Origin of the sequence: Clostridium nigeriense (assembly GCF_050585245.1) — a bacterium.
GTDB classification, from domain to species: Bacteria; Bacillota; Clostridia; order Clostridiales; family Clostridiaceae; genus Clostridium; species Clostridium nigeriense_A.
The window spans coordinates 36,822-61,174 of the sequence record NZ_JBNOOF010000013.1 but is presented as its reverse complement, the minus strand read 5'-3'; the positions used below and the strand labels follow the sequence as shown (position 1 = coordinate 61,174).

Annotated in this window: 23 protein-coding genes; 2 read left to right on the top strand and 21 right to left on the bottom strand. The window is 27.9% G+C overall.

What is annotated here, in order from left to right; genetic code table 11:
- Positions 1-65: 65 nt before the first annotated feature.
- On the bottom strand, positions 66-2,207 hold the full coding sequence (locus tag ACQPUY_RS16130; RefSeq protein ID WP_430842817.1) for a sensor histidine kinase: 2,142 nt from the start codon (positions 2,205-2,207) through the stop codon (positions 66-68).
- Positions 2,182-2,880, bottom strand: a complete 699-nt coding sequence (locus ACQPUY_RS16125) for a response regulator transcription factor (RefSeq protein ID WP_430842815.1) — start codon at positions 2,878-2,880, stop codon at positions 2,182-2,184. The genes ACQPUY_RS16130 and ACQPUY_RS16125 overlap by 26 nt, the downstream gene beginning before the upstream one ends.
- A gap of 199 nt (positions 2,881-3,079) precedes the next feature.
- Here ACQPUY_RS16125 and ACQPUY_RS16120 point away from each other — a divergent pair, with 199 nt between their 5' ends.
- Positions 3,080-3,787, top strand: a complete 708-nt coding sequence (locus tag ACQPUY_RS16120; protein ID WP_430842813.1) for a superoxide dismutase — start codon at positions 3,080-3,082, stop codon at positions 3,785-3,787.
- A 203-nt stretch (positions 3,788-3,990) separates the two neighbouring features.
- The gene (locus tag ACQPUY_RS16115; RefSeq protein ID WP_430842811.1) at positions 3,991-4,599 is read left to right on the top strand and encodes a superoxide dismutase; all 609 of its coding nucleotides are present in this window, start codon (positions 3,991-3,993) and stop codon (positions 4,597-4,599) included.
- Positions 4,600-4,651: 52 nt separating this feature from the next.
- Here ACQPUY_RS16115 and ACQPUY_RS16110 read toward each other — a convergent pair whose 3' ends face one another.
- The 19 genes from ACQPUY_RS16110 to ACQPUY_RS16020 form a co-directional block, all read right to left on the bottom strand.
- Entirely contained in the window at positions 4,652-5,761 is a 1,110-nt protein-coding gene (locus tag ACQPUY_RS16110) for an ABC transporter ATP-binding protein (protein WP_430842809.1), read from the bottom strand.
- Between the two features lie 20 nt (positions 5,762-5,781).
- Positions 5,782-6,255, bottom strand: a complete 474-nt coding sequence (locus tag ACQPUY_RS16105) for a hypothetical protein (protein WP_430842807.1) — start codon at positions 6,253-6,255, stop codon at positions 5,782-5,784.
- A gap of 368 nt (positions 6,256-6,623) precedes the next feature.
- Positions 6,624-8,723: a HelD family protein gene (locus tag ACQPUY_RS16100; protein WP_430842805.1), complete on the bottom strand. Its 2,100-nt coding sequence runs from the start codon at positions 8,721-8,723 to the stop codon at positions 6,624-6,626.
- A gap of 89 nt (positions 8,724-8,812) precedes the next feature.
- Complete coding sequence (ftsH, locus tag ACQPUY_RS16095; RefSeq protein WP_430842803.1) at positions 8,813-10,792, bottom strand: ATP-dependent zinc metalloprotease FtsH; 1,980 nt, start codon at positions 10,790-10,792, stop codon at positions 8,813-8,815.
- A gap of 20 nt (positions 10,793-10,812) precedes the next feature.
- Positions 10,813-11,358: a signal peptidase I gene (lepB, locus tag ACQPUY_RS16090; RefSeq protein WP_430842831.1), complete on the bottom strand. Its 546-nt coding sequence runs from the start codon at positions 11,356-11,358 to the stop codon at positions 10,813-10,815.
- A complete protein-coding gene (locus tag ACQPUY_RS16085; RefSeq protein WP_430842801.1) occupies positions 11,358-11,582 on the bottom strand; it encodes a DUF3006 domain-containing protein in 225 nt (74 codons plus the stop codon). The genes lepB and ACQPUY_RS16085 overlap by 1 nt, the downstream gene beginning before the upstream one ends.
- Positions 11,583-11,767: 185 nt before the next feature.
- A complete protein-coding gene (lysA, locus tag ACQPUY_RS16080) occupies positions 11,768-13,066 on the bottom strand; it encodes a diaminopimelate decarboxylase (RefSeq protein WP_430842799.1) in 1,299 nt (432 codons plus the stop codon).
- A gap of 136 nt (positions 13,067-13,202) precedes the next feature.
- A complete protein-coding gene (locus ACQPUY_RS16075) occupies positions 13,203-13,880 on the bottom strand; it encodes a hydrolase (protein ID WP_430842797.1) in 678 nt (225 codons plus the stop codon).
- 317 nt (positions 13,881-14,197) lie between these two features.
- Positions 14,198-14,710: an NAD(+) diphosphatase gene (locus ACQPUY_RS16070; protein WP_430842795.1), complete on the bottom strand. Its 513-nt coding sequence runs from the start codon at positions 14,708-14,710 to the stop codon at positions 14,198-14,200.
- 33 nt (positions 14,711-14,743) lie between these two features.
- Entirely contained in the window at positions 14,744-15,439 is a 696-nt protein-coding gene (sfsA, locus tag ACQPUY_RS16065; RefSeq protein WP_430842793.1) for a DNA/RNA nuclease SfsA, read from the bottom strand.
- A 501-nt stretch (positions 15,440-15,940) separates the two neighbouring features.
- Positions 15,941-16,240 carry a DUF3892 domain-containing protein gene (locus tag ACQPUY_RS16060; protein ID WP_430842791.1) on the bottom strand — a complete coding sequence of 100 codons (300 nt, stop codon included), beginning with the start codon at positions 16,238-16,240 and terminating at the stop codon, positions 15,941-15,943.
- A 59-nt stretch (positions 16,241-16,299) separates the two neighbouring features.
- Positions 16,300-16,740 (bottom strand): hypothetical protein, encoded by a 441-nt coding sequence (locus tag ACQPUY_RS16055; RefSeq protein ID WP_430842789.1) that lies wholly within the window; start codon positions 16,738-16,740, stop codon positions 16,300-16,302.
- A 96-nt stretch (positions 16,741-16,836) separates the two neighbouring features.
- Positions 16,837-17,424, bottom strand: a complete 588-nt coding sequence (locus ACQPUY_RS16050; protein ID WP_430842787.1) for a response regulator — start codon at positions 17,422-17,424, stop codon at positions 16,837-16,839.
- A 13-nt stretch (positions 17,425-17,437) separates the two neighbouring features.
- Positions 17,438-19,093 carry an ATP-binding protein gene (locus tag ACQPUY_RS16045; protein WP_430842785.1) on the bottom strand — a complete coding sequence of 552 codons (1,656 nt, stop codon included), beginning with the start codon at positions 19,091-19,093 and terminating at the stop codon, positions 17,438-17,440.
- 220 nt (positions 19,094-19,313) lie between these two features.
- Complete coding sequence (gene rbr, locus ACQPUY_RS16040; RefSeq protein WP_430842783.1) at positions 19,314-19,901, bottom strand: rubrerythrin; 588 nt, start codon at positions 19,899-19,901, stop codon at positions 19,314-19,316.
- Between the two features lie 263 nt (positions 19,902-20,164).
- The gene (locus ACQPUY_RS16035) at positions 20,165-22,036 is read right to left on the bottom strand and encodes a PTS fructose transporter subunit IIABC (RefSeq protein ID WP_430842781.1); all 1,872 of its coding nucleotides are present in this window, start codon (positions 22,034-22,036) and stop codon (positions 20,165-20,167) included.
- 15 nt (positions 22,037-22,051) lie between these two features.
- A complete protein-coding gene (pfkB, locus tag ACQPUY_RS16030; protein ID WP_430842779.1) occupies positions 22,052-22,957 on the bottom strand; it encodes a 1-phosphofructokinase in 906 nt (301 codons plus the stop codon).
- Positions 22,954-23,706 (bottom strand): DeoR/GlpR family DNA-binding transcription regulator, encoded by a 753-nt coding sequence (locus ACQPUY_RS16025; RefSeq protein ID WP_430842777.1) that lies wholly within the window; start codon positions 23,704-23,706, stop codon positions 22,954-22,956. Before ACQPUY_RS16025 ends, pfkB begins: the two co-directional genes overlap by 4 nt.
- A gap of 309 nt (positions 23,707-24,015) precedes the next feature.
- Positions 24,016-24,336, bottom strand: coding sequence for a (2Fe-2S)-binding protein (locus ACQPUY_RS16020; protein ID WP_430842775.1), 321 nt, complete (start codon positions 24,334-24,336; stop codon positions 24,016-24,018).
- Positions 24,337-24,353 lie beyond the last annotated feature (17 nt).

Here is a 24,353-nt window from a genome sequence, read left to right as displayed (position 1 = left end):
CATTAAAAGAATAAATTATTTATACTTTCCTATTTTCATAAAATAGCGTAAATCATATAATATGCTTATTTATTTTTATTAAATTTAGTAATTACCTTAAATAGATCTCCATCTATTTCTATCTTAAAATCTCCACCTTGTAACTCTACTATACTTTTAGCTATAGAAAGCCCTAAACCTGATCCTTCTGTACTTCTTGACTGATCTCCTCTTTTAAATCTTTCAATAATTTCCTCTTCTGTAAAATTAATTTGATAAGCAGAAATATTTTTCATAATAACTATAACATCATCTTCATTATTAATTACATCAATATAAACTCTAGAATTTTTCATAGAATATTTAATTATATTGTTTATTAAATTTTCATATACCCTAAAGGTTTTTCTTCCATCTAAATATAACATTGCCTTTTCTTCTGGCCACTTAGTTATTATATCTAAATTAGCTTGAGAAATCTTTTCTTCTAATTCTCCAATAACTTGCCTTAATAAAGAAACTATATTTAAATCTTCTTTCATAAAATTCATATTTCCTGACACTGCCTTTGAAGCTTCAAATAAATCTTCAATTAGTATTTTAAGTCTTTTAGATTTAATATCCAGAACTTCTAAATATTTCCTCTTTTTTTCATCAGTAATATTCTCTTCCTTTAAAAGATCAATATAATTAATAATAGAAGTAAGTGGTGTTTTTAAATCATGAGAAACATTAGTAATTAATTCACTTTTCATTTTTTCACTAGTTATAGCCTTATCTAAAGCTTCTTTAAGACCATCTTCAATAGTAATAAGATTATTTTCTATATTTTTTAAAACTATTATTTTATTGCCTTTTATATCATACCTATAATTCCCTTTAGCTACTTCTAATGTTTTTGATTCTAAAATACTTATCTCTCTAAGTATACTTAACAAAAATCCACATGCTGATACTATATATACAGGTAAAAACAATCTAGCAAATGATATAATACTATGTGCCCAAGGCCATAACATAGGAGTAATAAATAAAATCATAGCTAAAGCAGATATTCCTATAACAAAACTAACTTTAAATTTATTAGTTTTTACAAATTCGCTTTCTTTTAGAACTTTAAATATCTTTAATATAAATAAATGATTCAAATTTCTCTTACTACTTAGTATTAACACTATGTCCTTTAAAAAATAATAGTCTAGAATAATAAAAATATACGACTTTAAAATCACTCCATTAGAATAACTACTTTTCTCATAATAAGGTATTACATTAAATATTAAAGATCTTAATGTATTAAAACTACATGTAAAAATTACTGCTCTTATATCTATAGGTATTTTAAGTAATAAATCTTCTAAATAATTAGTCCAACTATTTTTTCTTTTCTTATAAATTATAAACACAACTATTAGAATAAAAATTCCTATTATAGAGGTTATAGCCATTTTTCTATTTAAAATTTCCGAAGCTTCTTTTCTCTGTAAGAATTTATCGTATAATATATCCCCTTGGCTTAATTCCTTTGGTATTCTATAAAACTTAACCAAATCATCCCTATCATAATTAATACAATCATATATACTTTCTAACTCCTTGGAATAAAGATTCTTTTCTTCTTTCACCTCAGAATTTGGAAAATACATATAATAATAATTTTTATCATTTATAAAGCTATTTTCTTCTATTTGTTTTTCAATATCACTATCTTCTATATTTGTTATTTTTGCTCCTGATTCATCTCTGAAGAAAAACTCTATATTTATATTTTCATAAAGAATATTATTTGTGGATTCTCTAACATAATTAAAATGGTCTTCTACAGAAGTAGAGATATCCTCTTCCATAATTATTTTCTTAGCTTCTTCTATTTGCTTTGTAACTTCTTCTTCTGATAATTCATCTTCTTCTGCTATTGCTCTTATATTATTTTCTGTTTCTTTTAATCTTACTTCTTTTCCTAATTCAATTTCTTCTATTTTTTCTTTATAGACCTCTTCCTTTTTATTGCCATTTAGATCTAAGAAAAACTTTCTATACTCATTCAATTTACTATCTAATACAAAAAAATGGTTTTTTACAAAATCACTATCATAAATGCTATTCTCAAAATTTTCATACTCTCTTAATGTCCCAACTAATGAAATAGAAAAAAATATTAATAATATCACTACTATATATTTTTCTAAATCTTTTAAAATTTTATTTTTTATCAACTTTGTATCCAACTCCCCACACCACCTTTACATATTGAGGATTTCTAGGATCTACCTCTATTTTTTCCCTTATCCTCCTTATATGGACAGTTACAGTATCTACGTTATACGGGGCTTCATTCCAAACTCTTTCATAGATTTCTTCTATTGAAAACACTCTTCCTAAATTACTCATAAGGAGACTTAGAATTTTAAATTCTAATGGAGTTAGTTTAGCTTCTTTTCCATTTACAGTTACTAGCTTACTTGCTTTGTTTAATTCCAATCCTCCTACTATAATTACATCTTGATTATCAGCAGTATTTAATGAAGAAAATCTTGTATATCTTCTTATTTGAGAATTTACTCTAGCAATTAGCTCTAATGGATTAAAAGGTTTAGTTAAATAATCATCTGCTCCTAAGTTAAGACCTAATATTATATCTGAGTCTTCTGTTTTAGCCGAAAGCATTATTATTGGAATTTCTTTTTCCTTCCTTAACTCAATAGTTGCTCTAGTTCCATCAAGATTAGGCATCATTATATCCATAATTATTAAATGAATTTCCTCTTCACGTGCTATTTTTAATGCTTGAATTCCATCATAGGCAGTAAAAACATTATAGCCTTCATTTAAAAGATAAATTTCTATTGCTTCTGTAATCTCCTTATCATCATCTACTACTAAAATATTGTACTTACTCATATATCCCCCTAAACTTTTTTAATATAAATGTAGTTAAAGTAACTTCCTATGATACTAATGGTAATAACAATAAACTACAAAATTAGTATCAAATTTATTAAGGAATTCTTAAAAATTAAATTTATATTTATTATATCATTTATACTAATTATTTATAAAATTCATTTTATAGTAAATACTAAAAATGGAGGTGTTTAATTTGAAAAAAAAATATACAATTCTATTATTAGTGACATTATCTATTGTCTTATGTATTACTTTAGCTCCTACTTTAACTGCCAAAAGTAATAATCTTGGGGCAGCACAATTTGAGCTTAAGCCATTACCATATGCTTATGATGCTCTAGAACCTTATATAGATAAGGAAACTATGATGCTTCATCACGATAAGCATGAAAAAGCTTATTTAGATAACTTAAATAAAGTAATTGCAAAATATCCTGAACTATATAAAAAAGGCCTTGAAGGAATCTTAAAAGACTTAAATTCAGTTCCTGAAGATGTTAGAGAAACAGTAAAAAATAATGCTGGGGGAGTTTATAATCATGAATTCTTCTGGTCAATTATGTCTCCTGAAAAGGATCAAACACCAAAAGGAGAGTTACTAAAGGCAATAAATAAAGATTTTGATTCCCTTGATAATTTTAAAACTAAATTTAAAGAAGCTGCTTTAGGAAGATTTGGTTCAGGATGGGCTTGGCTGGTTGTTGATAATAATGGGAATCTATCTATAATATCTACTCCTAATCAAGATTCTCCAATTTCTCAAGGTTTAACTCCTATCTTAGGATTAGATGTATGGGAACATGCTTACTATTTAAAATATCAAAATAGACGCGGAGACTATATAGATAATTGGTGGCATGTAGTAAATTGGAAACAAGTTGAAAATTATTTTAATAGCTAAATACAAAGTAGGAATTTATCCTACTTTTATTTTTTTAATTTTATAAGTTAATATTTTTCATTTTTATTAAATTTAGGTATAGACATATTCGTTTAAGAAGCTTATAATATAATAAAATATATTAATTAATAATTATTATTAATAAGAGGTATAATTATTTATTAATAAAAAATATAGGGTATCCTATTATGAGGTGATTAGATATGAATAAATTTACTTTAAAACCATTACCATATGCATTTGATGCTTTAGCTCCGTATATAGACGCACTTACAATGGAAATACATCACGATAGACACCATCAAACTTATATAGATAATTTAAATAATACATTAGCAAAATATCCTGAATTCTATGAAAAATCATTAGAAGAAATTCTAACAAACTTAGATTCAGTACCTGCTGATATAAAACAAGCAGTTATAAACAATGCTGGTGGAGCCTACAATCATGATTTCTTCTGGAATATCATGTCAGAAAAACATAACCAACATCCTTCAGGAGCTTTATTAGCTGCTATCGAAAAAACTTTCGGTTCAGTTAATGCTTTCAAAGAACAATTTGCTGCAGCTGCTGCAACAAGATTTGGTTCAGGTTGGGCATGGTTAGTTAAAGATTCTAATGGAGAATTAAAAGTTATGAGCACAGCTAACCAAGATAATCCAATTTCAGAAGGATATAAAGTAATATTAGGATTAGATGTATGGGAACATGCTTACTACCTAAATTACCAAAACAAACGTCCAGCATATGTACAAAATTGGTGGTCTGTTGTTAACTGGAAACAAGCTGAAGAAAACTTCGCTAAATAACAACTTTATTCTAATAAAAAAAGAGATACACTAAAGTGTATCTCTTTTTTTATTAGAATATTGTATTTTGTTCTTCTTTATCAAATATATGGATCTTATTAGCATCAAATCCGAATTCTATTGGATCACCAATTTTATAATTTATTGCTGATCTTGATTTAATAATGAAGTTTGCTCCATCTTTCTTAACGTGAATATTTGTTTCAGCTCCTAAGTTTTCCATTAAGTCAACTTCGCCCTTAAATATTGCAACTCCAGGCTTTTCCAGTTCTTCTGAAGTATAATGGATATTTTCTGGTCTTACTCCAACTATAACTTCTATATTTTCAGCTTTCTTTTCTTTAACAACTGAAAGCTTATCTTTTGGAATTTCAATAAGTTTATCAAATACTTTAACATATTGCTTTCCATTTTCAACTAAAGTTCTTCCATAAGTCATATTCATTTGAGGACTTCCTATAAATCCTGCAACAAAAAGATTTGCTGGATGATTATAAATTTCTGTAGGTGATGCAACTTGTTGAATAACTCCATCTTGCATAACCACTATTCTAGTTCCTAAAGTCATAGCTTCTGTTTGGTCATGTGTTACATATATAAATGTAGTATTTAACTCATTATATAACTTAGATATCTCTATTCTCATTTGAACTCTCAATTTAGCATCAAGGTTTGATAAAGGTTCGTCCATTAAGAATACTTTAGGACTTCTAACTATCGCTCTTCCCATTGCAACTCTTTGTCTTTGTCCACCTGATAAAGCCTTTGGCTTTCTATCTAATAAATGCTCGATATCTAGTATCTTAGCAGCTTCTCTTACCTTTTTATCTATTTCGTCCTTCGGTAACTTTCTAAGTTTTAAACCAAATGCCATATTTTCAAATACAGTCATATGAGGATATAATGCATAGTTTTGGAAAACCATTGCTATATCTCTATCTTTAGGTGCTACGTCATTAACTAACTTATCATCAATATATAATTCCCCATTTGATATTTCTTCTAATCCTGCAATCATTCTAAGAGTTGTTGACTTACCACATCCTGATGGTCCAACAAATACTATAAACTCTCTATCTTCTATGTCTAAGTTAAAGTCCTTAACTGCTTGGAAACCATTTTCATATACCTTTTGAATATTTTTTAATTTTAAACCTGCCATATTTCTCTCCTCCAAATATATTAATAAAATGCTAATGGGTTAACTCTTTTAATTAAATTTAATAAATTTTCATCCATTGCCAGTTGAAATCCTAAAACTCCATCTGAAGTTTTAGCTATATATACCATAGCCTTAATTCCCGATTCTTCTAAATATGCTTTTACAACTTTGGTATTGCTACTAATCCTATCTAATGTTTTAACACCAGATATGTCTCTTATACTGAAACTCCCTATTTCTTTTCTTTTGCTCTTATTCATAATCTTATATATTGAAAATTCATCTCCAGTAAGCTCATATTCATATTCTACTATCAGCTTCCTACCAACTATAAAGGTTATAAAATATAATAATGATAAAGTTATTGCACCTACTATATTTAGCATTGCTGCAAACAATATTGCTAGTACTAGGGTTACTTTTGATATAATATTAATTATTTTTTCAATTTCCTTATAGTCTTTTGTTTGAAACTGCTCATAAAAGCAATCCATTCTATCCACCCCCTTAATATCGTTTACAAAAACCTTATGCTTTAATTATATTATCTTTTTTATTTATTTCAATTTTATTGAACCTCTTAGCTTGTTTTCCTAAATTATGACTAATAAATTTAAAAATATATTGTGATATATTACAAAAAAAGAGATAAATATTATATTCCTTGCTCCATCGTAAACTCCAAGTTGCCGTCATACAATATTTATCTCTTTATACACTGAAGGTAATAATTCTTCCTTCCTAAGAATTATGAATTTTTGTTCTGTTTCTGGATTCCAAGTCATCACAAAATTAATAGAAGCACTTCAAATTACATCTCCAATTATTTATTTTTATTTGATTATTTTTACGGCAGACTCTTCTATCTAACTTTAACTACTGATAATCTGTGTAAAGCTCTTGTACACATAATATATTTAATTAAATTATCTGTATTCTCATCAAAATCAACTATTATTACTGCATCAAATTCTAATCCTTTCGCATAGTATGATGGTACTAGTACCTTCCCACCTCTATAAATTATATCTGATTTATTAAATGCTAATATATTCGTATATTTCTTAAGTTCAGGAGCAATAATATTTAATTCCTCCTTATCTTTAGTAATAATAGCTATATTTTCATACTTCTCTTCTTGATAATCTTCTAATAAATTTAATATAACATCTATTAAATCTTCCATATCATTCTTTGGAACTGTTGTTTCTAGGACATCAAACTCACCTTTTCTAACAAATGGAACTACTGAATTTTCATCTAAGAATTTATTCGCATATTCCATAATCTGATAAGTGGATCTATAACTTTTCTTTAATTCAAATAAGTTAAAGAATCCTCCAAAAATATCTTTTAACCTTAACATTGCAGGAATTTCTTCTGCTTTAATTAATCTTTGATTTGAATCTCCTACTATGGTATAGCTTTTACAACCTGTTAACTCATTAAGAACTATAAATTGAAGCATATTATAATCTTGAGCTTCATCTATAACTATATGCTTAATTTCATAATTAGCTTTCTTTCCATCTAATTTTATCATTAGATATAGAATCCCTGCTAAATCTAAATAAGATAGCTTTTCAACATTCATAAATTCCTTATAAATATCTACTATTCCTTTATTTTCAATCCAGCTTTCTATATCATCCTTAGATTTCATAACTTCTCTAACTACATCTCTTATAGCTATTCTTCTTCTAAATTCAATATTATTTTCTTCAACTACTAATTCATCTGGTGATAATTTAGCTATATCTTCTTTTGCCTTTTGATTAATTTCTCTAACTTTTTCATCTCTTTTATCTTTTACCTTAGAAAATAATATTCTTTTTATCTTCTGACTTCTTCTAAAAATAGGCATATATTTATAATGCTTTTCAAATAATTCGCTTATCTCATCTATAGAAACTATTTCCTCATTTAAAAAGCTAACCGATTTAATTTTAAAATATTCTTCCTCTATTTCATTTATTTTCTCATTTAGTAAATCAATATATTTCTTAGAAGATTTATATTTTATTTCATTTATCACATCTTCATTTCCTCTTAGAACTTGTTCTAAATAAGAAGTTATATCTAAAACCTCTTCATTAAGACCTATTTCCTTATATGCAAAAGATAAGAAAGTTTCATTCTTAACCGCGGTTTCCCCCAAATTAGGTAATACTTCTGATATATAATCCATGAATATATCATTAGGTCCAAGAATTAATACCTTATCAGTTAACTGCTGTCTATAGTTATAAAGTAAATACGCAACTCTATGCAGAGCAATAGTAGTCTTACCAGAACCAGCTACTCCATTAACTACAACCACTTTACTTCTATCTGCTCTTATTATTTCATCTTGTTCCTTTTGTATAGTATTTACTATATCCTTAAGCTTTTCTCCTGAGTTAGATGATAAAACCATTTGTAAAATTTCATCTTGTATATTAATATCAGAATCAAAATACCCTTCTAATTTAGCCTTTTTAACTATTAATTGTCTTCTACCTAATATATCCACCGGTACTTCTCCCTGTGGACTAGAATAATTAGTTTTTCCTAGCATTCCTTTATAAAATAAGGATGCAACTGGCGCTCTCCAATCAACTATAACTGGATCATAGCTTCCTTCAGGTGTTAATCCATACCTTCCAACATATAATTCTTCGCTATATCCATCATCTATAAAATTTATTTTTCCAAAATAAGGAGACTCCTTTAATTTTACAAATTCTGAAAGTTTTCTATCTATTGCCTTATAGCTTTCTTCTTTTATATATCTCTCATGATCAAAATATTCAACTAATTTATCTTCATCATCTCTATATTCTTCAATATATTTTTTTCTATAATCAAGTATATAATCTGAAATAGCTTTTCTCTTTTCTATATAATTTAGAGTTTCTTCATTAAGAATACCTAATGTTTTCTCTAAATTTTCTTCTTCCTTAAATAATTCAATTTTATCCAAAAGCTTTTCCTCCTTTAATTTTTTTACTAAGAAAGAGTGTACCAAAAATTTTGTACACTCTCTCATTAAATTAAACAACTTTTATTATTTTAAACTTCTGTTTTATCTAAATCAATATCATTATTAATATTATTTTCATCACTCACTAATTCACTACTATCATCAATAGTTGCTAAGACTTCATCATCAGAACTATTTAACACTGCCTTTTTAACTTTCTTTTCTTTAAGCTCTGGATATTTTTCATATACAAATTCCATAAACTCATCTCCAAAGATAGTTTCCTTTTCTAATAAATATTCTGAAATCTTATCTAATAAGTCTCTATTATCTCTTAAAAGCTTTCTAGTGTTTTGGTGGCAAGTTCTTATTATGTTTAATACTTCTTCATCTATTAAAGTTGAAGTTTCATCACTACATTCTCTAACAGCTCTTCCATCTAAATATCTATTTTGAACTGACTCTAGAGCCATCATATCAAACCTATCTGTCATACCATAAATAGTTACCATACTTCTTGCAGTTTGAGTAGCTCTTTCAATATCATTTGATGCTCCAGTTGAAACTAAATTAAATACTTCTTCTTCCGCAGATCTCCCCCCTAGCATAACCATTATTTGGTTAGTTAGTTCGTCTTTTGAAACCAAGTATTTTTCCTCTTCTGGTAGCTGCATAGTATAACCTAGAGCTCCCATAGTTCTTGGAACTATAGTAATCTTATGTACTGGGTCTGTATTTTCTAAAAGCGCCGCCACTAAAGCATGACCTACTTCGTGAAAAGCTACTACTCTCTTTTCCGTTGGAGATAAAATTCTATCTTTCTTTTCTTTACCAGCAATTATAACTTCAACAGCTTCTCTTAGATCTTCTTGCATAACATATTCTCTACCATGTTTAACAGCTCCTAATGCCGCCTCATTTACTATATTAGCTAAATCTGCTCCTACAGCTCCCGGAGTACTTTTTGCAATTTCATCTAAATCAACATCATCACCAAGCTTAACCCCTTTAGAGTGAACCTTTAATATGTCTACTCTACCTTTAAAATCAGGTCTATCCACAATAACTCTTCTATCAAATCTACCAGGTCTTAATAAAGCTTTATCTAATATTTCAGGCCTATTTGTTGCAGCTAAAACTACTATAGCCTTTGTAGAATCAAATCCATCCATTTGAGTTAATAATTGATTTAAAGTTTGCTCTCTCTCATCATTAGTTTGTAGTTGAGAATCTCTACTCTTACCTATTGAGTCTACTTCATCTATAAATATTATACATGGAGCATTTTTTTCAGCTTCTTGGAATAAATCTCTCACTTTTGCAGCTCCCATTCCAGCAAACATTTCAACAAAGTTTGAACCTGAAATTGATAAAAATGGAACATTTGCTTCACCTGCTACTGCTTTTGCAAGTAATGTCTTTCCTGTTCCTGGAGGCCCAACTAAAAGAGCTCCTTTAGGAAGCTTAGCTCCTATTTCTGTGTATTTTGAAGCATTATTTAAGTAATCTATTATTTCTTTTAAAGATTCCTTCGCCTCATCTTGGCCTGCTACATCATCAAAAGTAATCTTTATATCATTTTCTTTATATACCTTAGCATTGCTCTTTCCTAATCCCATCATAGGAGCAGCGCCCATTTTCTTACCTACTCTACCTGCCATAAACCTTAAAAACATAAATAATAACACCGGAAGTATAATCCAGCTAAATATAAAATCAGCAAAATAATTTTCTTGCATAGATTCAGCTTTATACTCTATACCTGATTCATTTAGAATATTAACTAAATTTGGATCATTTACATTTCCCGTATATAATATTTTCCTTTTTGAAGTGTTATCTTCGCTTTCCTTAGGTATAATTTTTATTTCACTTGATGAAAGAATAACACTTTCTACTTGATTATTCTCTATCATACTTAAGAACTTATTATAACTTATTTCATCTGTAGTCATAAAATTCTTAGTGGATGTAAATACATATAAAAATAGAAATGCTAAAACTGCATACAATATTGTATGCTGTATCTTATTTTTGTTATTATTGTCTTCAGTATTCTTATTATTCATAATATTTCCTTTCTAAAATTCTATTTTACTTTTCCAATCTCATCAAAAGGATATACCTTAATTTGTGCTTTTCCAGTTATATCTTTACCGTCTATATAAGGATTAATCCAGTATCTTGAATCCTTTGAATAAAGTCTATTATCTCCTAAAAAGAAGTATTTTCCTTCTGGAACTTCATATTCACCATTAAAATTATCTTCTGCTCCAATGTAGTCTTCTTGTAACACTTCTCCATTTACAGATACCACACCATTTTCTATCTTAATCTTATCTCCTGGTAATCCAATTAATCTTTTAATTAAATCCGCCTGAAGCTCTTCTGAGTAAAATACTACTATATCGCCTCTTTTTAATTTATCTAAATTGTATACCCTTGTTACAAATAGCCTATCCCCAACATTTAAAGTAGGCACCATAGATTCTGATGGAATCAAAACTTTAAATAGTAAGTACTTATTTATAAGAAGTGCTATAATGATTGCAGAAACGATAGGAATTCCCCATTCATATATAAAATTTTTTATAGAATTTTTTCCTTTTCCGTCACTTTCAAAATGATTTTCCATTATTCTTCCCATAATCCTTTCATTAAATTATCTATTTCTTCCTTCCTTCGTTTTGTTGCTTCAACATCTATAAAATATATTTTATCTTTTTTATAAAGTAAATCTCCTTCTTTTGCATTACCAATTATATCACTTTTTTCAACATTAAATAAATTACCCTCTTTGCCTTCTAAAATTACATAGTTTCCTTCTATTCTATCAACTATATATTCTTTTTCCTCCATAATTATTTGTTTATAACTCCCTCCTCTTCTTCATCTTATATTTTAGTATATCATATTATAATAATTTTAAATAGCATCCAAGCTATCAAAATAGGAGTCATATAAAAAAAGAAGCAAATATGGTATATTAGTCGCTCCATCAAAAGCTTCAAGTCGCCTAATACAACATATTTACTTCTACAAACTTAAGATAATAATTCTTCTTTTATTAAATCTTCATAACTTTGCCTCTTTACTGCTATCCTTGATTCACCATTTCTAACAAAAATAACTGCCGGTCTAAGTATTCTATTGTACCCACTTGACATTGAAAATCCATAAGCTCCAGTAGATAATATAGCTAAAGCATCTCCACTTTCTGCCTTTTGTATATTTATATCTTGAATTAATATATCTCCTGATTCACAGCACTTTCCAGCAATAGTTACTTTATCATTCATTTCTTCATTAGCTTTATTAGCTACTAATGCTTCATATTTTGCTCCATATAAGGCAGGCCTAATATTATCTGTCATTCCACCATCTACTGATACGTACTTTCTAATTCCGGGAATCTCCTTAATTGAACCTATCGTATATAATGTTGTTCCTGCATTTGCAACAATTGACCTACCAGGCTCTATAGTTAATATAGGTTTTTTAAGTCCTAATTGGTTACAAACTCTATTAACGCTATCTAGTATTACTTCACAATAATCATTTATTTCCTTAGGCTTATCTCCTTCAGAATAGTAAATTCCAAAACCTCCACCTAAATCTAATTCTTCAATAACATGACCTGTTTCCTGCTTTATGTCATTTATAAAGTTTAGCATAACTTCTGCTGCATCCTTAAAAGGATCAGTTTCAAATATTTGTGATCCTATATGACAATGAATCCCTATTAGATTTACATTATCTAAAGATAAAGCCTTTTTAACAGCGTCCATAATAATATTTTCAACAGGTGCAAAACCAAATTTTGAATCTATTTGCCCTGTTTTTATATAATCATGAGTATGTGCTTCTATTCCTGGTGTTAATCTTAAATATATATCTTGCTTTTTATTATATCTTTCTGCTATTTCATTAATCTTTGCCATTTCCCAAAGATTATCTACTATAAATCTTCCTATACCTAATTTAATTCCTAAATCTATTTCATCTAAAGTTTTGTTGTTTCCATGAAAATATATTTTATCCATAGGAAATCCTGCTTTATAAGCAGTATATAACTCCCCACCAGATACTACATCTAAGTATAAACCTTCTTTATTAATTATCTTGCACATTTCTATATTTAAAAATGCTTTTCCTGCAAAAGCAACTCTATTATTATCTTCTTTTACTTTAAATGCTTTTATATAGCCCCTACATTTATCGATTAAAAGTTGCTCATCCATTACATAAAGTGGTGTACCATATTTATTGGCTAATTCACTTGCCTTTATTCCTCCTATGAATAAATCATTTTCTTCTATTTTACTTGCCCCAAATAACTTCATATATTTCCTCCAACAATATTTTTTTACTTATAATAAAACCACTATGGTAAACATAGTGGCTATATTATCATATATATTATTATACACTTTCTTCACAATTATTCTATATTTATACAAATATTAATTAAGTGTTTTTTTAGTTTTCTCCTCTGTACTTATCCATTAAACTTCCCATTACATCACCTGATGGTGGTGGTGTATATGTTATTGCATTTGCTCCTGCCTCAATAGTCCTCATTATTGTTTCTTCACTTGGACCCCCAGTTGCTATTATAGGGAAATTCGGAAACTCTTCTCTTATTTTTTTAACAATTTTTGGAGTATTCTTTCCACCAGATACATTTATTATAGTAGCACCAGCTTCTATTCTTTCTGCCGCACTTTCACATTCAGATACTATAGTAACTATCACTGGTATATCAATAGAATCCCTTACATTTCTTATTATTTCATTAGCAGTCGGTGCATTTACAACTACACCCATAGCCCCTTTAAATTCTGCATCTAATGCTAAATTAACTACTCTCTTACCTTGAGTTATTCCTCCACCTACACCACAAAAAACTGGTACATCAGCCGCCATTACTAAAGCTTGAGTTATAATAGGTTGAGGAGTAAAAGGATAAACAGCTATTATAGCATCAGCATTGGTATTCTTTATAATAGCAACATCTGTTGTAAATAATAAAGACTTAATTCTCTTACCGAATATTTTTATTCCACTACAGTCTCTAATACAAGAAGGGACCTCAATTACATGGCTTCTTAATGCCCCTTTTATCTCTGGTACATGCTTTACTTTTTTCCCATCCATATAAAAACTCCTCCTATTTTATGTTTTTCTCTATTACTTTTTAACTATATATGTTTCAATTAATACTCTACACCCTACGTTAATGTAAGATTAAAATTTAATGGACTCATTTAAGTAAAAGGGTGTTTATTACCATTTATATATAATTATATTATACTACCTTCATCCTATATTAATATATATATAGCTAAATTATTTTATAAAATTATAACTACATAATCAATATTTAATTTTATTATAATAAATATTATTAAAAATTTTAAGAGGTGATTTATATAAGAAAAAGCAAATTATACCCGCCGTATATAATTTTGTATTTATTTTTTATTTACAATTGCCAATCCTTTTAATTCTAAAACTTTTTTAACAACTTTTGTTCCAATAATATCTTCCTTCATTTCTTCTAACGCATTAGAAAGCTTTGTCCATCCAATACCTTCCACTTCCGCTGATTTATTAACTTCTCCTGAAACAAAATCAGCCATAAATGTTATCATTAGTATTTCTTTATCTATTACAAAATCCGAACCTAAATATTTAATATTTTTAATTTCTATTCCAGCTTCTTCTTTAACTTCCCTATACACTGCCTCCTCAGCTGTTTCATTATGTCCAACATAACCCGATAATAAAACCTTAGAATTTTCATATATATAACTTTGCTTTAATAATAATATATCATCTTCTTTCAATATTGCCACCATAATACATGGCTTAGGAGTATCAAAGAACATAATATTATCATTAGAGCAATAAGGTACTCCACCTTCATCCCAGCTAAATCTTTCCTCTAAATCCTTTCCACATATAGGACAAAAATTATACTTCATATTACACCTCTTAATTAGTACAAACTATATTAACTACAATATTATATCAACCACTTTATTCAATTCAATTGAATTTTCCTCAACGGTACAATTATATGCCATTATATCAACGCCATTATCTTTAGCCAACCTTAGAGCATTACTAAATTCAGGATCAGTTATATCATTAGGAGAAAAGCTATTAACATTATCTAATTGAATTAAAAACAAAATTCCAGCCCCATATCCTTGCTTCTTTGCTTCGATTAGTTCTAGAATATGTCTTGCTCCCCTTTCTGTCGGTGCATCTGGGAACTTACAATGTCCTTGATCTTCTAAAGTTACTCCCTTAACTTCTAAATAATAAACTTCCTCTTCATCCTCTGTAGATAATCTAAAGTCAAATCTACTTTTTCCAAAAGTCTTTTCTCTGTTTATTTTACTATATTTATGTAAAGTTTCAATTTTTTTATTTTCTAAAGCTTCATTAACTACCTTATTTGGAATTTGTGAATCAATATTTATTAGTATATCACCTTTCATTGCTGCAATTAAATCATACTTAGTCTTTCTACTTGGATTTAATTCCTCTCTTAAGAAAATCTTTGTTCCTTCCTTTAATATTTCTCTACATCTACCTGTATTAGGTACATGAACAACTATTTCTTCACCATTAAGTGATACTTTTGCATTAAATCTATTAGGCCTACTTATAAATATCGCTTCAAAAATATTTTTATCAAATTTCATTTTATTTCTCCTTTTTAAAATTCATAGTTTTTTCTACATTTTTCTCTAAATATTTTCTAATTATCCACTAATAATAAAAAAGTTTTCCACAGGCTGTTTTTTAAAACATGCTATTTTTACTATATTTCTATTATAATTGTAACATTATCCACAGTTTTTATCCACATTCTGTCCAAACTGTGAATAACTTTATCTATTTGTATAAAAATAGAATTTTTATTATTTTAATCCATATAACAGATATCACTATCCTTCATCAAAAATCATCATATTGTTACAAACGTATATTCAACACATATATATTGTGTCAATATGTTTTTGAAAGTTTTCAACAGTTTTTTGAAGTTGTCCACATTTTGTGGATAACTTTCCACAATTTCAACATATAAATCTTTACTTATCCACATATTAAAGTTATCAATAACTTATTAGCAAATATAATTTCCTAAAAAGCAAAATGGGGATATGCTTAATCGCATATCCCACTATATTTTTTGTTTATTATTCAACTGTCGGCAGTGAACTTAAGTTGTTATTTTCATTCTGATCTGGTAAAGCTCTTAAATATTCTTCCCCTTTTTTAGACACTGCAACTGCTACTCCTTTAATTTGTCCTTCTTTCGCCATTTGTACTCCCTGCTCTTTGGATATCTTTTCACCATTAGAGAGTTCATATCCAACTACTTCTCCAGATTTTTTAATTAAAGCAATTATTGATTGTGCATTAATATTAGGAGTTGGAACCTCTCTATTTATATCTACAGGTAAACCTCCAAGCATATTATCATTTTTTTCATTCATAATAACACCTCCTATTGTAGTGTTATTTTGCCCATGAAAATTTCTTTAATTCAATAAATTTAATTTATGATTGCTTCTGCTTGATCCTTTAATAATTCAATATTATTATCAGCATCTACTGTTGTAAAATCATACACGTCTTTGAAATTATAAAAATAATTAGCTATCGCAAATTTCTTTGCTCTAGTTATATTAAATTCAGTTGCAATTTTTTCTAGAAAATCAATTTCTTCATCTTCATATTCTCCATCTACTAGCGCTAACCCAACTAGTTCAAAGTAAATAATTTTCTTTGATCTATCAGATGATTCCTTAAGTATATTTATTATTTCATCATATTCTATAGTTTTTATTTCTTCAGTATGTATTCCTAGCTCTTCTCTATATTCATCTACTAATACTTTTTCTTCCTTTGCAAACTTGTTATCAACTTTAGCAAAAATTGATACTAAGTTTAAAAAACACATTGATTCATCTTTATTTAACTCTTTTAAAAACATAATTCTTCTCTCCCAATTATATAAATTTCTTAATATATAAATTATATCTTAGTTATACTAAATATAAAACATATTAAATATTAAATTAATATATATTTAAAACATTTCATATATCTTTTCAAATCTTATTGCTTCCTCAATATTACCTAATATCTTATTGACCTTACTTATTAATAAATATATGTCTTTATTATATGGATCTCTACCAATAGCCTTTTTTAATAATTCATGGGCTTCTAAAGCATTGTTACTATCTTTTAACAATCCTCTTGCCTTCTCTACTATATCCATAGAAGGTTTATGTAATTCTTTACTCTTCTCTTTTCTTTCAATTTCATCTAAAACAAGATTAATTCTATCTGGCGAGAAAGGTTTCTGCAGATAAACTAATGCCCCTAATTTCGTACATTCTATTGCATTTTTTACTGTAGCAAAAGCCGTCATAATTACTACTGAACAATCTTCTCTCTCTTCCTTAATCACTTTTAAAACTTCTGTTCCACTAATTTCTGGCATTCTAACATCTAAAAAAATTAAATCTACAACTTCTTCTGTATTTTTTATAATTTTTAATGCTTCTATACCATTATCAGCTGTTATTACACTATATCCTCTAAGTTCTAAACAAGTGCTTAATAACATTCTTATGTTTTTTGTATCATCTATTACTAAAACTTTCTTCATCAAAATCAACTCCCTAAAGTTTATTCAAATATAATGGAATTGTAAAAATAAATTTACTTCCTACACCTACTTTACTTTCACACCAAATCTTCCCTCCATGGATCTCAACTATTTCTTTTGCTATAGCAAGTCCTAGCCCTGTACTCTCTTCTGGAATTTCAAATCCTTCAACTCTAACAAATCTTTCAAATACTTTCTTTAAATATTCTTTTGGTATACCTCTACCCGTATCTGTTACAGATATATATATTTTTTCTTCATCAAAATTTCCATCTAATTTAACCATTCCTGAATCAGTATATCTAATAGCATTAGAAATCAAATTATTTAATACCCATTTTATCTTTTCTTTATCTATCATTATAAATGGAAGCTTTTCATTTAAATTTAATTCTAAAGAAATATGCTTTTCCTTTGCTTGGTGTTCAAAATTCAGCAAAACCTCTTCCATTATTTTATTTATATCATTACTTTTAATATTAAAATTATCCTTATTTGCTTGTATCTCTGATATTTTTAATAAATTTGATACTAAATCATTTAAATTTTGTACATCCTCTTCTATTGTATCAACTATATTTTGCTGCTTATCATTCAGCTTACCAATACTTTTATTATTAATAAGCCCAATTCCCATCATAATTGAAGTTAAAGGGGTTTTTAATTCATGAGATATTGTTCCAACAAAATTTTTCTTAACTACCTCTAATTCTTTCAAATTAGTTATATCTTTTAATATTAATACTACTCCTTCTACTTCATTATCTTTTCCTTTAAAAACCGATATAGTTAAATTAAAATAATATCTCTTATTATTAAAACTCAATTCTATAATCTTATTTACCCCTTCATTTTTTATTGGATCCTTTATGAAATTATATACTTCTGGTAAATTTAAAACATCTAAGAAATTTTTATTTTCATAATTAATATTTTCTATTCCTAATAATTTCTTGCCATCATCATTAATAAATTTTATTTTATTATCTTTATCTAAAAATAAAACTGGATCTTTTATGGAATCAACTAATAAATTAATAGGTTTAAAAAATCTATTTGTTAATACTATTGATATAGCTGCACCAACTATAGCTCCTATTAAAGATATAGAAAATATAAAATATATAGATTCTTCTATTCTAGCCTTAATTAGATCTTTATTACTGTACATACTATTTTCATTTAATTTTGATAAAGTTTTTAAATTTTCAATTACCACTAATACTTGTGGAGATATTTTTTCTTGATAAAAGTTAACTAGTTCATCATGATTTTGACCATTACTATAATCCTGCAAAGATGAAAATAATTTACTAAATTGAATATACTCAATATTTACCTTATCTACTAGCTCTTCTTCCCCATCCTCTGTTATATTACTTTTTTCAATATAAAGCCATTTATAAAATTCATCATCATTACTATGAAATATATCTAATGCTTCTTCTTTGTTATCTTGAAGATAAATTAGTATTGCTCTATTTTGATTATTAATAGCATTAATCATTCCATTTGTTGAATTAATACTTTTATAACTATTACTAATCATACCATCTATAGAAATTCTTAATCTTTCTGCATTCAAAGTAGATACCACACCTACAAAAACTATAATCAATACTAAAAAAATATATAATTTTTTAAACTTTCTCTTTAAGGAATTAAACATACTATTCCCCTTTCGGTTTTATTTATATAATTATTATACATTAAAGTACACTATATAATATTATTTCAAATAAAAAGTACATCTGTGTAATTTCCTAAAGAAAAATAAGACTACATATTATTTATATAATACATTAAATAATATGTAGTCTTATAATTCATAGATAAGGTTTTATAAATTAAAAAGCTTAAGAGATATACTCTTAAGCCTTGCTTGTCTATTAATAATTTTCTGAGAATACTTCGAAATATGCTTTTGGATGTAAACATGCTGGACAAACTTCTGGAGCTTCTTCTCCTTCAAAAATATATCCACAGTTACCGCACTTCCATAGAACTACTTCATCTTTTTTGAATACTTTTCCTTCTTCTACATTCTTAAGTAATTTATTATATCTCTTTTCATGCATATTTTCTACTTCAATAATTCTTTCATAAGCTATAGCTATTCCTGGGAATCCTTCTTCTCTAGCTACTCTTGCAAATTCTGGATAAAGTTGAGTCCATTCTTCATTTTCTCCTGCTGCAGCAGCTTTTAAATTCTTAGCTGTTTCATTATATAATGCTACTGGATATCCAGCGTTAATTTCTATAGCTTCACCTGCTAATTCGTCCTTTAAGAAACTATAAAATCTCTTTGCATGTTCTCTTTCTTGTTCAGCAGTTTCCATAAATATGTTTGAAATTTGGACATATCCCTCTTTCTTAGCTACGCTTGCATAATATGTGTATCTTGTTCTAGCTTGACATTCACCTGCGAAAGACTTCATTAAATTTTCAGCTGTTTTTGTTCCTTTTAAACTCTTCATTTTTTTACCACACTCCTATATATAGCTTTTTTTCATTTAATTTCCTATAATTATATTATATTACATATAAATTTATTATTCAAATATTTATTTTGTAAATAATAACAATTATCCGTTACATTTTCTTTTATTTCCTTTTCCCTATGAATATTCTTTAATTTCTCTTCGATTTTCTCCAGAATACTTACTTTATACACCCATCTTTATAACTATTCAAAAAATAAAAAAGCCATAAGAAAATCTCATGGCTTTTTATAATTAAATTAATATTTATTTTTCTTCAATAGTGCTAGAACTATCATTCCAACTACAGATCCAACAACTAAAGCTATAAAATATCCAAGTGGATTACTTATAACTGGTAAGACAAAAATTCCTCCATGAGGAGCTCTTAATGAACATCTAAAGAACATTGATAAAGCACCTGCTGTTGCTGATCCTATTACACATGAAGGTATTACCCTAAGTGGATCTGATGCTGCAAATGGAATTGCTCCTTCAGTTATAAAAGATAGTCCCATAATATAGTTAGTTAATGCTGATTGTCTTTCTTTTTGAGTAAATTTCTTTTTAAAGAATGTACTACATAAAGCTATTGCTAATGGTGGAACCATACCACCAATCATAACTGCTGCCATAAATTCAAATTGTCCATTAGCTAATGACGCCGTTCCAAATACATAAGCTGCCTTATTTAAAGGACCACCCATATCGAAAGCCATCATTCCACCTAAAACTGCACCAAGTAATACCTTACTACTTTCTCCCATATTATTTAGAGTATTCGTAATCCCATTATTTAACGCTGCTACAGGTGGATTAATTGCAAAAATTATAACTGCTCCTATTAATAGTATCCCAAGGAAAGGATATAGTAATACTGGTTTTAATCCTTCTAAACCATTAGGAAGTTTAGAAAGTACTTTCTTTAAAAATAACATTAAATATCCAGCAATAAAACCTGCAAGCAATGCTCCAATAAATCCTGAACCACCTTTATTTGCAAGCATACCACCTACAAAACCTACAGCAAGAGCTGGTCTATCAGCTATACTCATGGCAATATATCCAGCTAGTATTGGTAACATAAAATTAAATGAAGTATCTCCAACAGTCTTTAAAAATGCTGCAAATGGAGTGTTCATTCCAAAATTACTAGGGTCTATACTATAATCATCAAATAAGAATGCTAAAGCAATTAATATACCTCCACCTATTACAAATGGTAGCATATGAGATACTCCATTCATAAGGTGTTTATAAATTTGACGTCCTATACCTTCGTTTTCTTCTGAATTATCCTCTTCTGAAGTTTTTGATCCATTATGATGATAAATAGGAGCATCTCCTGAAACAGCTCTATTTATTAATTCTTCCGCCTTATGTATTCCATTAGAAACTTTAGTTTGAATTACCTTCTTGCCATCAAATCTTGCCATATCTACTTTTTTATCAGCTGCTACAATTATACATTCAGCTTCTTCAATTTCTTTAGAAGTTAATATATTTTTAGCACCACCTGATCCGTCAGTTTCTACCTTTATAGAGATTCCCATCTCTTTACCTTTTTCTTCTAAACTTTCAGCAGCCATGTAAGTATGTGCAATTCCCGTAGGACATGCTGTTACCGCTAAAACTTTATATCCATCTTTACTTTCTTCCTTAACTTTATTAACTTTCGCATTTTCAAACTCATCTATTAATTTTAAAAACTCATCTGAAGACTTTGAGTTTTCTAATGCACTTCTAAACTTTTCATCCATTAACATTGTAGAGAGTCTTGCTAATACTTCTAAATGAAGATTATTTTCTCCATCCGGAGCTGCAATCATAAAAAATATTTTCGCAGGATTTCCATCTAATGAATCATAATCTACTCCATCATTAACTATCATTGCTGCTAATCCAGCATCATTTACAGCCTTAGTCTTTGCATGTGGAATAGCTACTCCATCTCCTATTCCTGTAGTACTAAGTTCCTCTCTCGCTAAAACAGCCTTCTTATATTCTTCCTTATCATTTAACTTTCCTGATGAATACATTAAGTCAACTAATTTATTTATAGCATCTTCTTTTGATGAAACTTTAGGATTTATCGCAATAGATTTTTTACTTAATAAATCTGTAATTTTCATAATTAAACCTCCAAATTATTGTATTTCCTTTAATAATTCATAAACTTTATCTTTTGTTGCTAACCCTTCTGAAAAGGCACTTGCACTTCCTGTAGCTACCCCCATTTTAAAGGCTTCCTCTAAGTTATTATTTTTTAAATAACCAGCTATAAATCCTCCAACCATAGAATCCCCTGCTCCAACAGAATTAACCAATTTACCTTTTGGAACTTCTGATTTAATAACTTTATTATCTTCTGTTATAAATATAGCTCCATCACCAGCTCTAGAAATTAATACATTCATTGCTCCCATTTTCTTAAGTTCTTTTGCGTACTTAATTATTTCTTCTTCATTTTTAATTTCAATATTAAACAACTCTCCTAATTCATGGTGATTTGGCTTAATTAAAAATGGCTTATATTTTAATACATTTAGTAATAAATCTCCTGTTGCATCTACTATTATCTTAACTTCTTTATCTTTTAATCTCTCCATTATTATTTCATATATATTTTCTGGAAGAGTTTTAGGAATACTTCCTGCTAAAACTAGAATATCACCCTCTTTCAATAAATCTAATTTTCCATATAATTTATTTAAATCACTTTCATTAATATCTGGCCCTTGACCATTTATCTCTGATTCTTCATTAGATTTTAACTTAACATTTATTCTAGACATACCATTATCAAGCTTTATAAAGTCTGTCTTGCATCCCATATTCTTTACTTTGCTTTCAATTTCTTCTCCTGTAAATCCAGCAATATATCCTAATGCTATATTTTCTACATCTAAATTATTTAGGACTATAGAAACATTTATTCCTTTTCCTCCAGCATAAATCTCTTCATAAGATGTTCTGTTAACTTGACCTAATTTAAATTCGTCAACTCTAACTATATAATCAAGAGCTGGGTTAAATGTTATAGTATAAATCATAATTTTAGTACCTCCACAACTTTAGTTTCATCATAATATCTAGTATCTTCTAATTTAGTAGTAATTATTACAGCCTCATCTAACTCGGCAAATGTAATGCAACTTATTTCATTAAACTTTGTTTTATCTGCTAATATAAACGGATTCCTAGTTCTTTTAATTGCTTCTTCTTTTACCAATGCTTCTCTCATATCTGGAGTTGTATAACCCCTATACTCATAGATACCATTAGTTCCAAAGAAACCTTTAGTAAAATTATATTTTTTTAAGCTATTTATAGCTTCTACTCCTACTATTGCTTCAGTAGAGCTTTTTAGCTCCCCTCCAATAATATAAGTTCTAAATCCCTTACTAATTAATTTTTTTGCTTGATTTATACCATTAGTTACATATACTGCATTCTTTTCTTTCAAGTAATCTATCATTAAATTTGTCGTAGTTCCTGAATCTATATATACAAAGTCATCTTTTTTAACTAAAGCAGCTGCATATTTTGCAATGATTTTCTTATCTTCCATATTTAGATTTTCCCTAATAGCTACATAGTCATCTTTAGTATTGAACTCCCTTTCAAGTAAAGTAGCTCCACCATGAACTTTTTTAAGCTTTCCTTCAGAATTTAAAAAAGTTAAATCTCTTCTAATAGTTGATTCTGAAGTATCTAGCATCTTTACAAGCTCACTTACATATACTACTGAGTTTCTTCTAAGCTCATCCAAAATCAATTTATGTCTTTCTTCCGTCAACATAAAAATCACTCCCTAACCAAATAATATAATATTTTTAAATCGCTTTCAACCATTTTCAGTCATTTTCACTCAAAAATAATCATATTTTCTTTATAATTATCTAATTTTCAATCAAATATACTTAATTTAATTAAAAAAAAATCAAAATTAATACCAGAAGATTTACAAATTGTATAAAAAAGAACTAAAGGAAGGAAATTATAAAAAGTTATTCACAGGGTAACATCCTTATAATTTCCCAAAAAGATAAAAAATAGATCTTCAATGAAATATTAAAAGATCTATTTTTTAGAAATAATATTTAATGTTTTATCTTTTTAAATCAATAATACTTTGAATTAAAGAACTACATCTTCCACAAGTAGTTCCAGCATTAGTGATATCTCCTACCTTCTCAACTGTATCTGATCCATTTTTAACAGCCTCCACAACTTCTTCCATAGAAACAGAATTACACCTGCATACAGATTCTAATATTGATAATACTTCACTTGTGCAACCTCCACAGCAAGTAGCTGCCCCTGTATTTTCCATGATATCTTCTATATCTCTAGCTCCTGCTTTCATTGCATGTCTTATATCTAAATAACTAACATTTCTACATCTACAAATTTTTCTACCTGCACACATAAAAAAAACCTCCAAAT

Excerpts from the sequence above, each read along its gene's own strand:
- ACQPUY_RS16125 (WP_430842815.1), bottom strand. The coding sequence starts at position 2,880 with ATGAGTAAGTACAATATTTTAGTAGTAGATGATGATAAGGAGATTACA.
- ACQPUY_RS16115 (WP_430842811.1), top strand. The coding sequence starts at position 3,991 with ATGAATAAATTTACTTTAAAACCATTACCATATGCATTTGATGCTTTA.
- ACQPUY_RS16110 (WP_430842809.1), bottom strand. The coding sequence starts at position 5,761 with ATGGCAGGTTTAAAATTAAAAAATATTCAAAAGGTATATGAAAATGGT.
- ACQPUY_RS16105 (WP_430842807.1), bottom strand. The coding sequence starts at position 6,255 with ATGGATTGCTTTTATGAGCAGTTTCAAACAAAAGACTATAAGGAAATT.
- ftsH (WP_430842803.1), bottom strand. The coding sequence starts at position 10,792 with ATGAATAATAAGAATACTGAAGACAATAATAACAAAAATAAGATACAG.
- lepB (WP_430842831.1), bottom strand. The coding sequence starts at position 11,358 with ATGGAAAATCATTTTGAAAGTGACGGAAAAGGAAAAAATTCTATAAAA.
- ACQPUY_RS16085 (WP_430842801.1), bottom strand. The coding sequence starts at position 11,582 with ATGGAGGAAAAAGAATATATAGTTGATAGAATAGAAGGAAACTATGTA.
- lysA (WP_430842799.1), bottom strand. The coding sequence starts at position 13,066 with ATGAAGTTATTTGGGGCAAGTAAAATAGAAGAAAATGATTTATTCATA.
- ACQPUY_RS16075 (WP_430842797.1), bottom strand. The coding sequence starts at position 13,880 with ATGGATGGGAAAAAAGTAAAGCATGTACCAGAGATAAAAGGGGCATTA.
- ACQPUY_RS16070 (WP_430842795.1), bottom strand. The coding sequence starts at position 14,710 with ATGAAGTATAATTTTTGTCCTATATGTGGAAAGGATTTAGAGGAAAGA.
- sfsA (WP_430842793.1), bottom strand. The coding sequence starts at position 15,439 with ATGAAATTTGATAAAAATATTTTTGAAGCGATATTTATAAGTAGGCCT.
- ACQPUY_RS16060 (WP_430842791.1), bottom strand. The coding sequence starts at position 16,240 with ATGAATGAAAAAAATGATAATATGCTTGGAGGTTTACCTGTAGATATA.
- ACQPUY_RS16055 (WP_430842789.1), bottom strand. The coding sequence starts at position 16,740 with ATGTTTTTAAAAGAGTTAAATAAAGATGAATCAATGTGTTTTTTAAAC.
- ACQPUY_RS16050 (WP_430842787.1), bottom strand. The coding sequence starts at position 17,424 with ATGAAGAAAGTTTTAGTAATAGATGATACAAAAAACATAAGAATGTTA.
- ACQPUY_RS16045 (WP_430842785.1), bottom strand. The coding sequence starts at position 19,093 with ATGTTTAATTCCTTAAAGAGAAAGTTTAAAAAATTATATATTTTTTTA.
- rbr (WP_430842783.1), bottom strand. The coding sequence starts at position 19,901 with ATGAAGAGTTTAAAAGGAACAAAAACAGCTGAAAATTTAATGAAGTCT.
- ACQPUY_RS16035 (WP_430842781.1), bottom strand. The coding sequence starts at position 22,036 with ATGAAAATTACAGATTTATTAAGTAAAAAATCTATTGCGATAAATCCT.
- pfkB (WP_430842779.1), bottom strand. The coding sequence starts at position 22,957 with ATGATTTATACTATAACATTTAACCCAGCTCTTGATTATATAGTTAGA.
- ACQPUY_RS16025 (WP_430842777.1), bottom strand. The coding sequence starts at position 23,706 with ATGTTGACGGAAGAAAGACATAAATTGATTTTGGATGAGCTTAGAAGA.
- ACQPUY_RS16020 (WP_430842775.1), bottom strand. The coding sequence starts at position 24,336 with ATGTGTGCAGGTAGAAAAATTTGTAGATGTAGAAATGTTAGTTATTTA.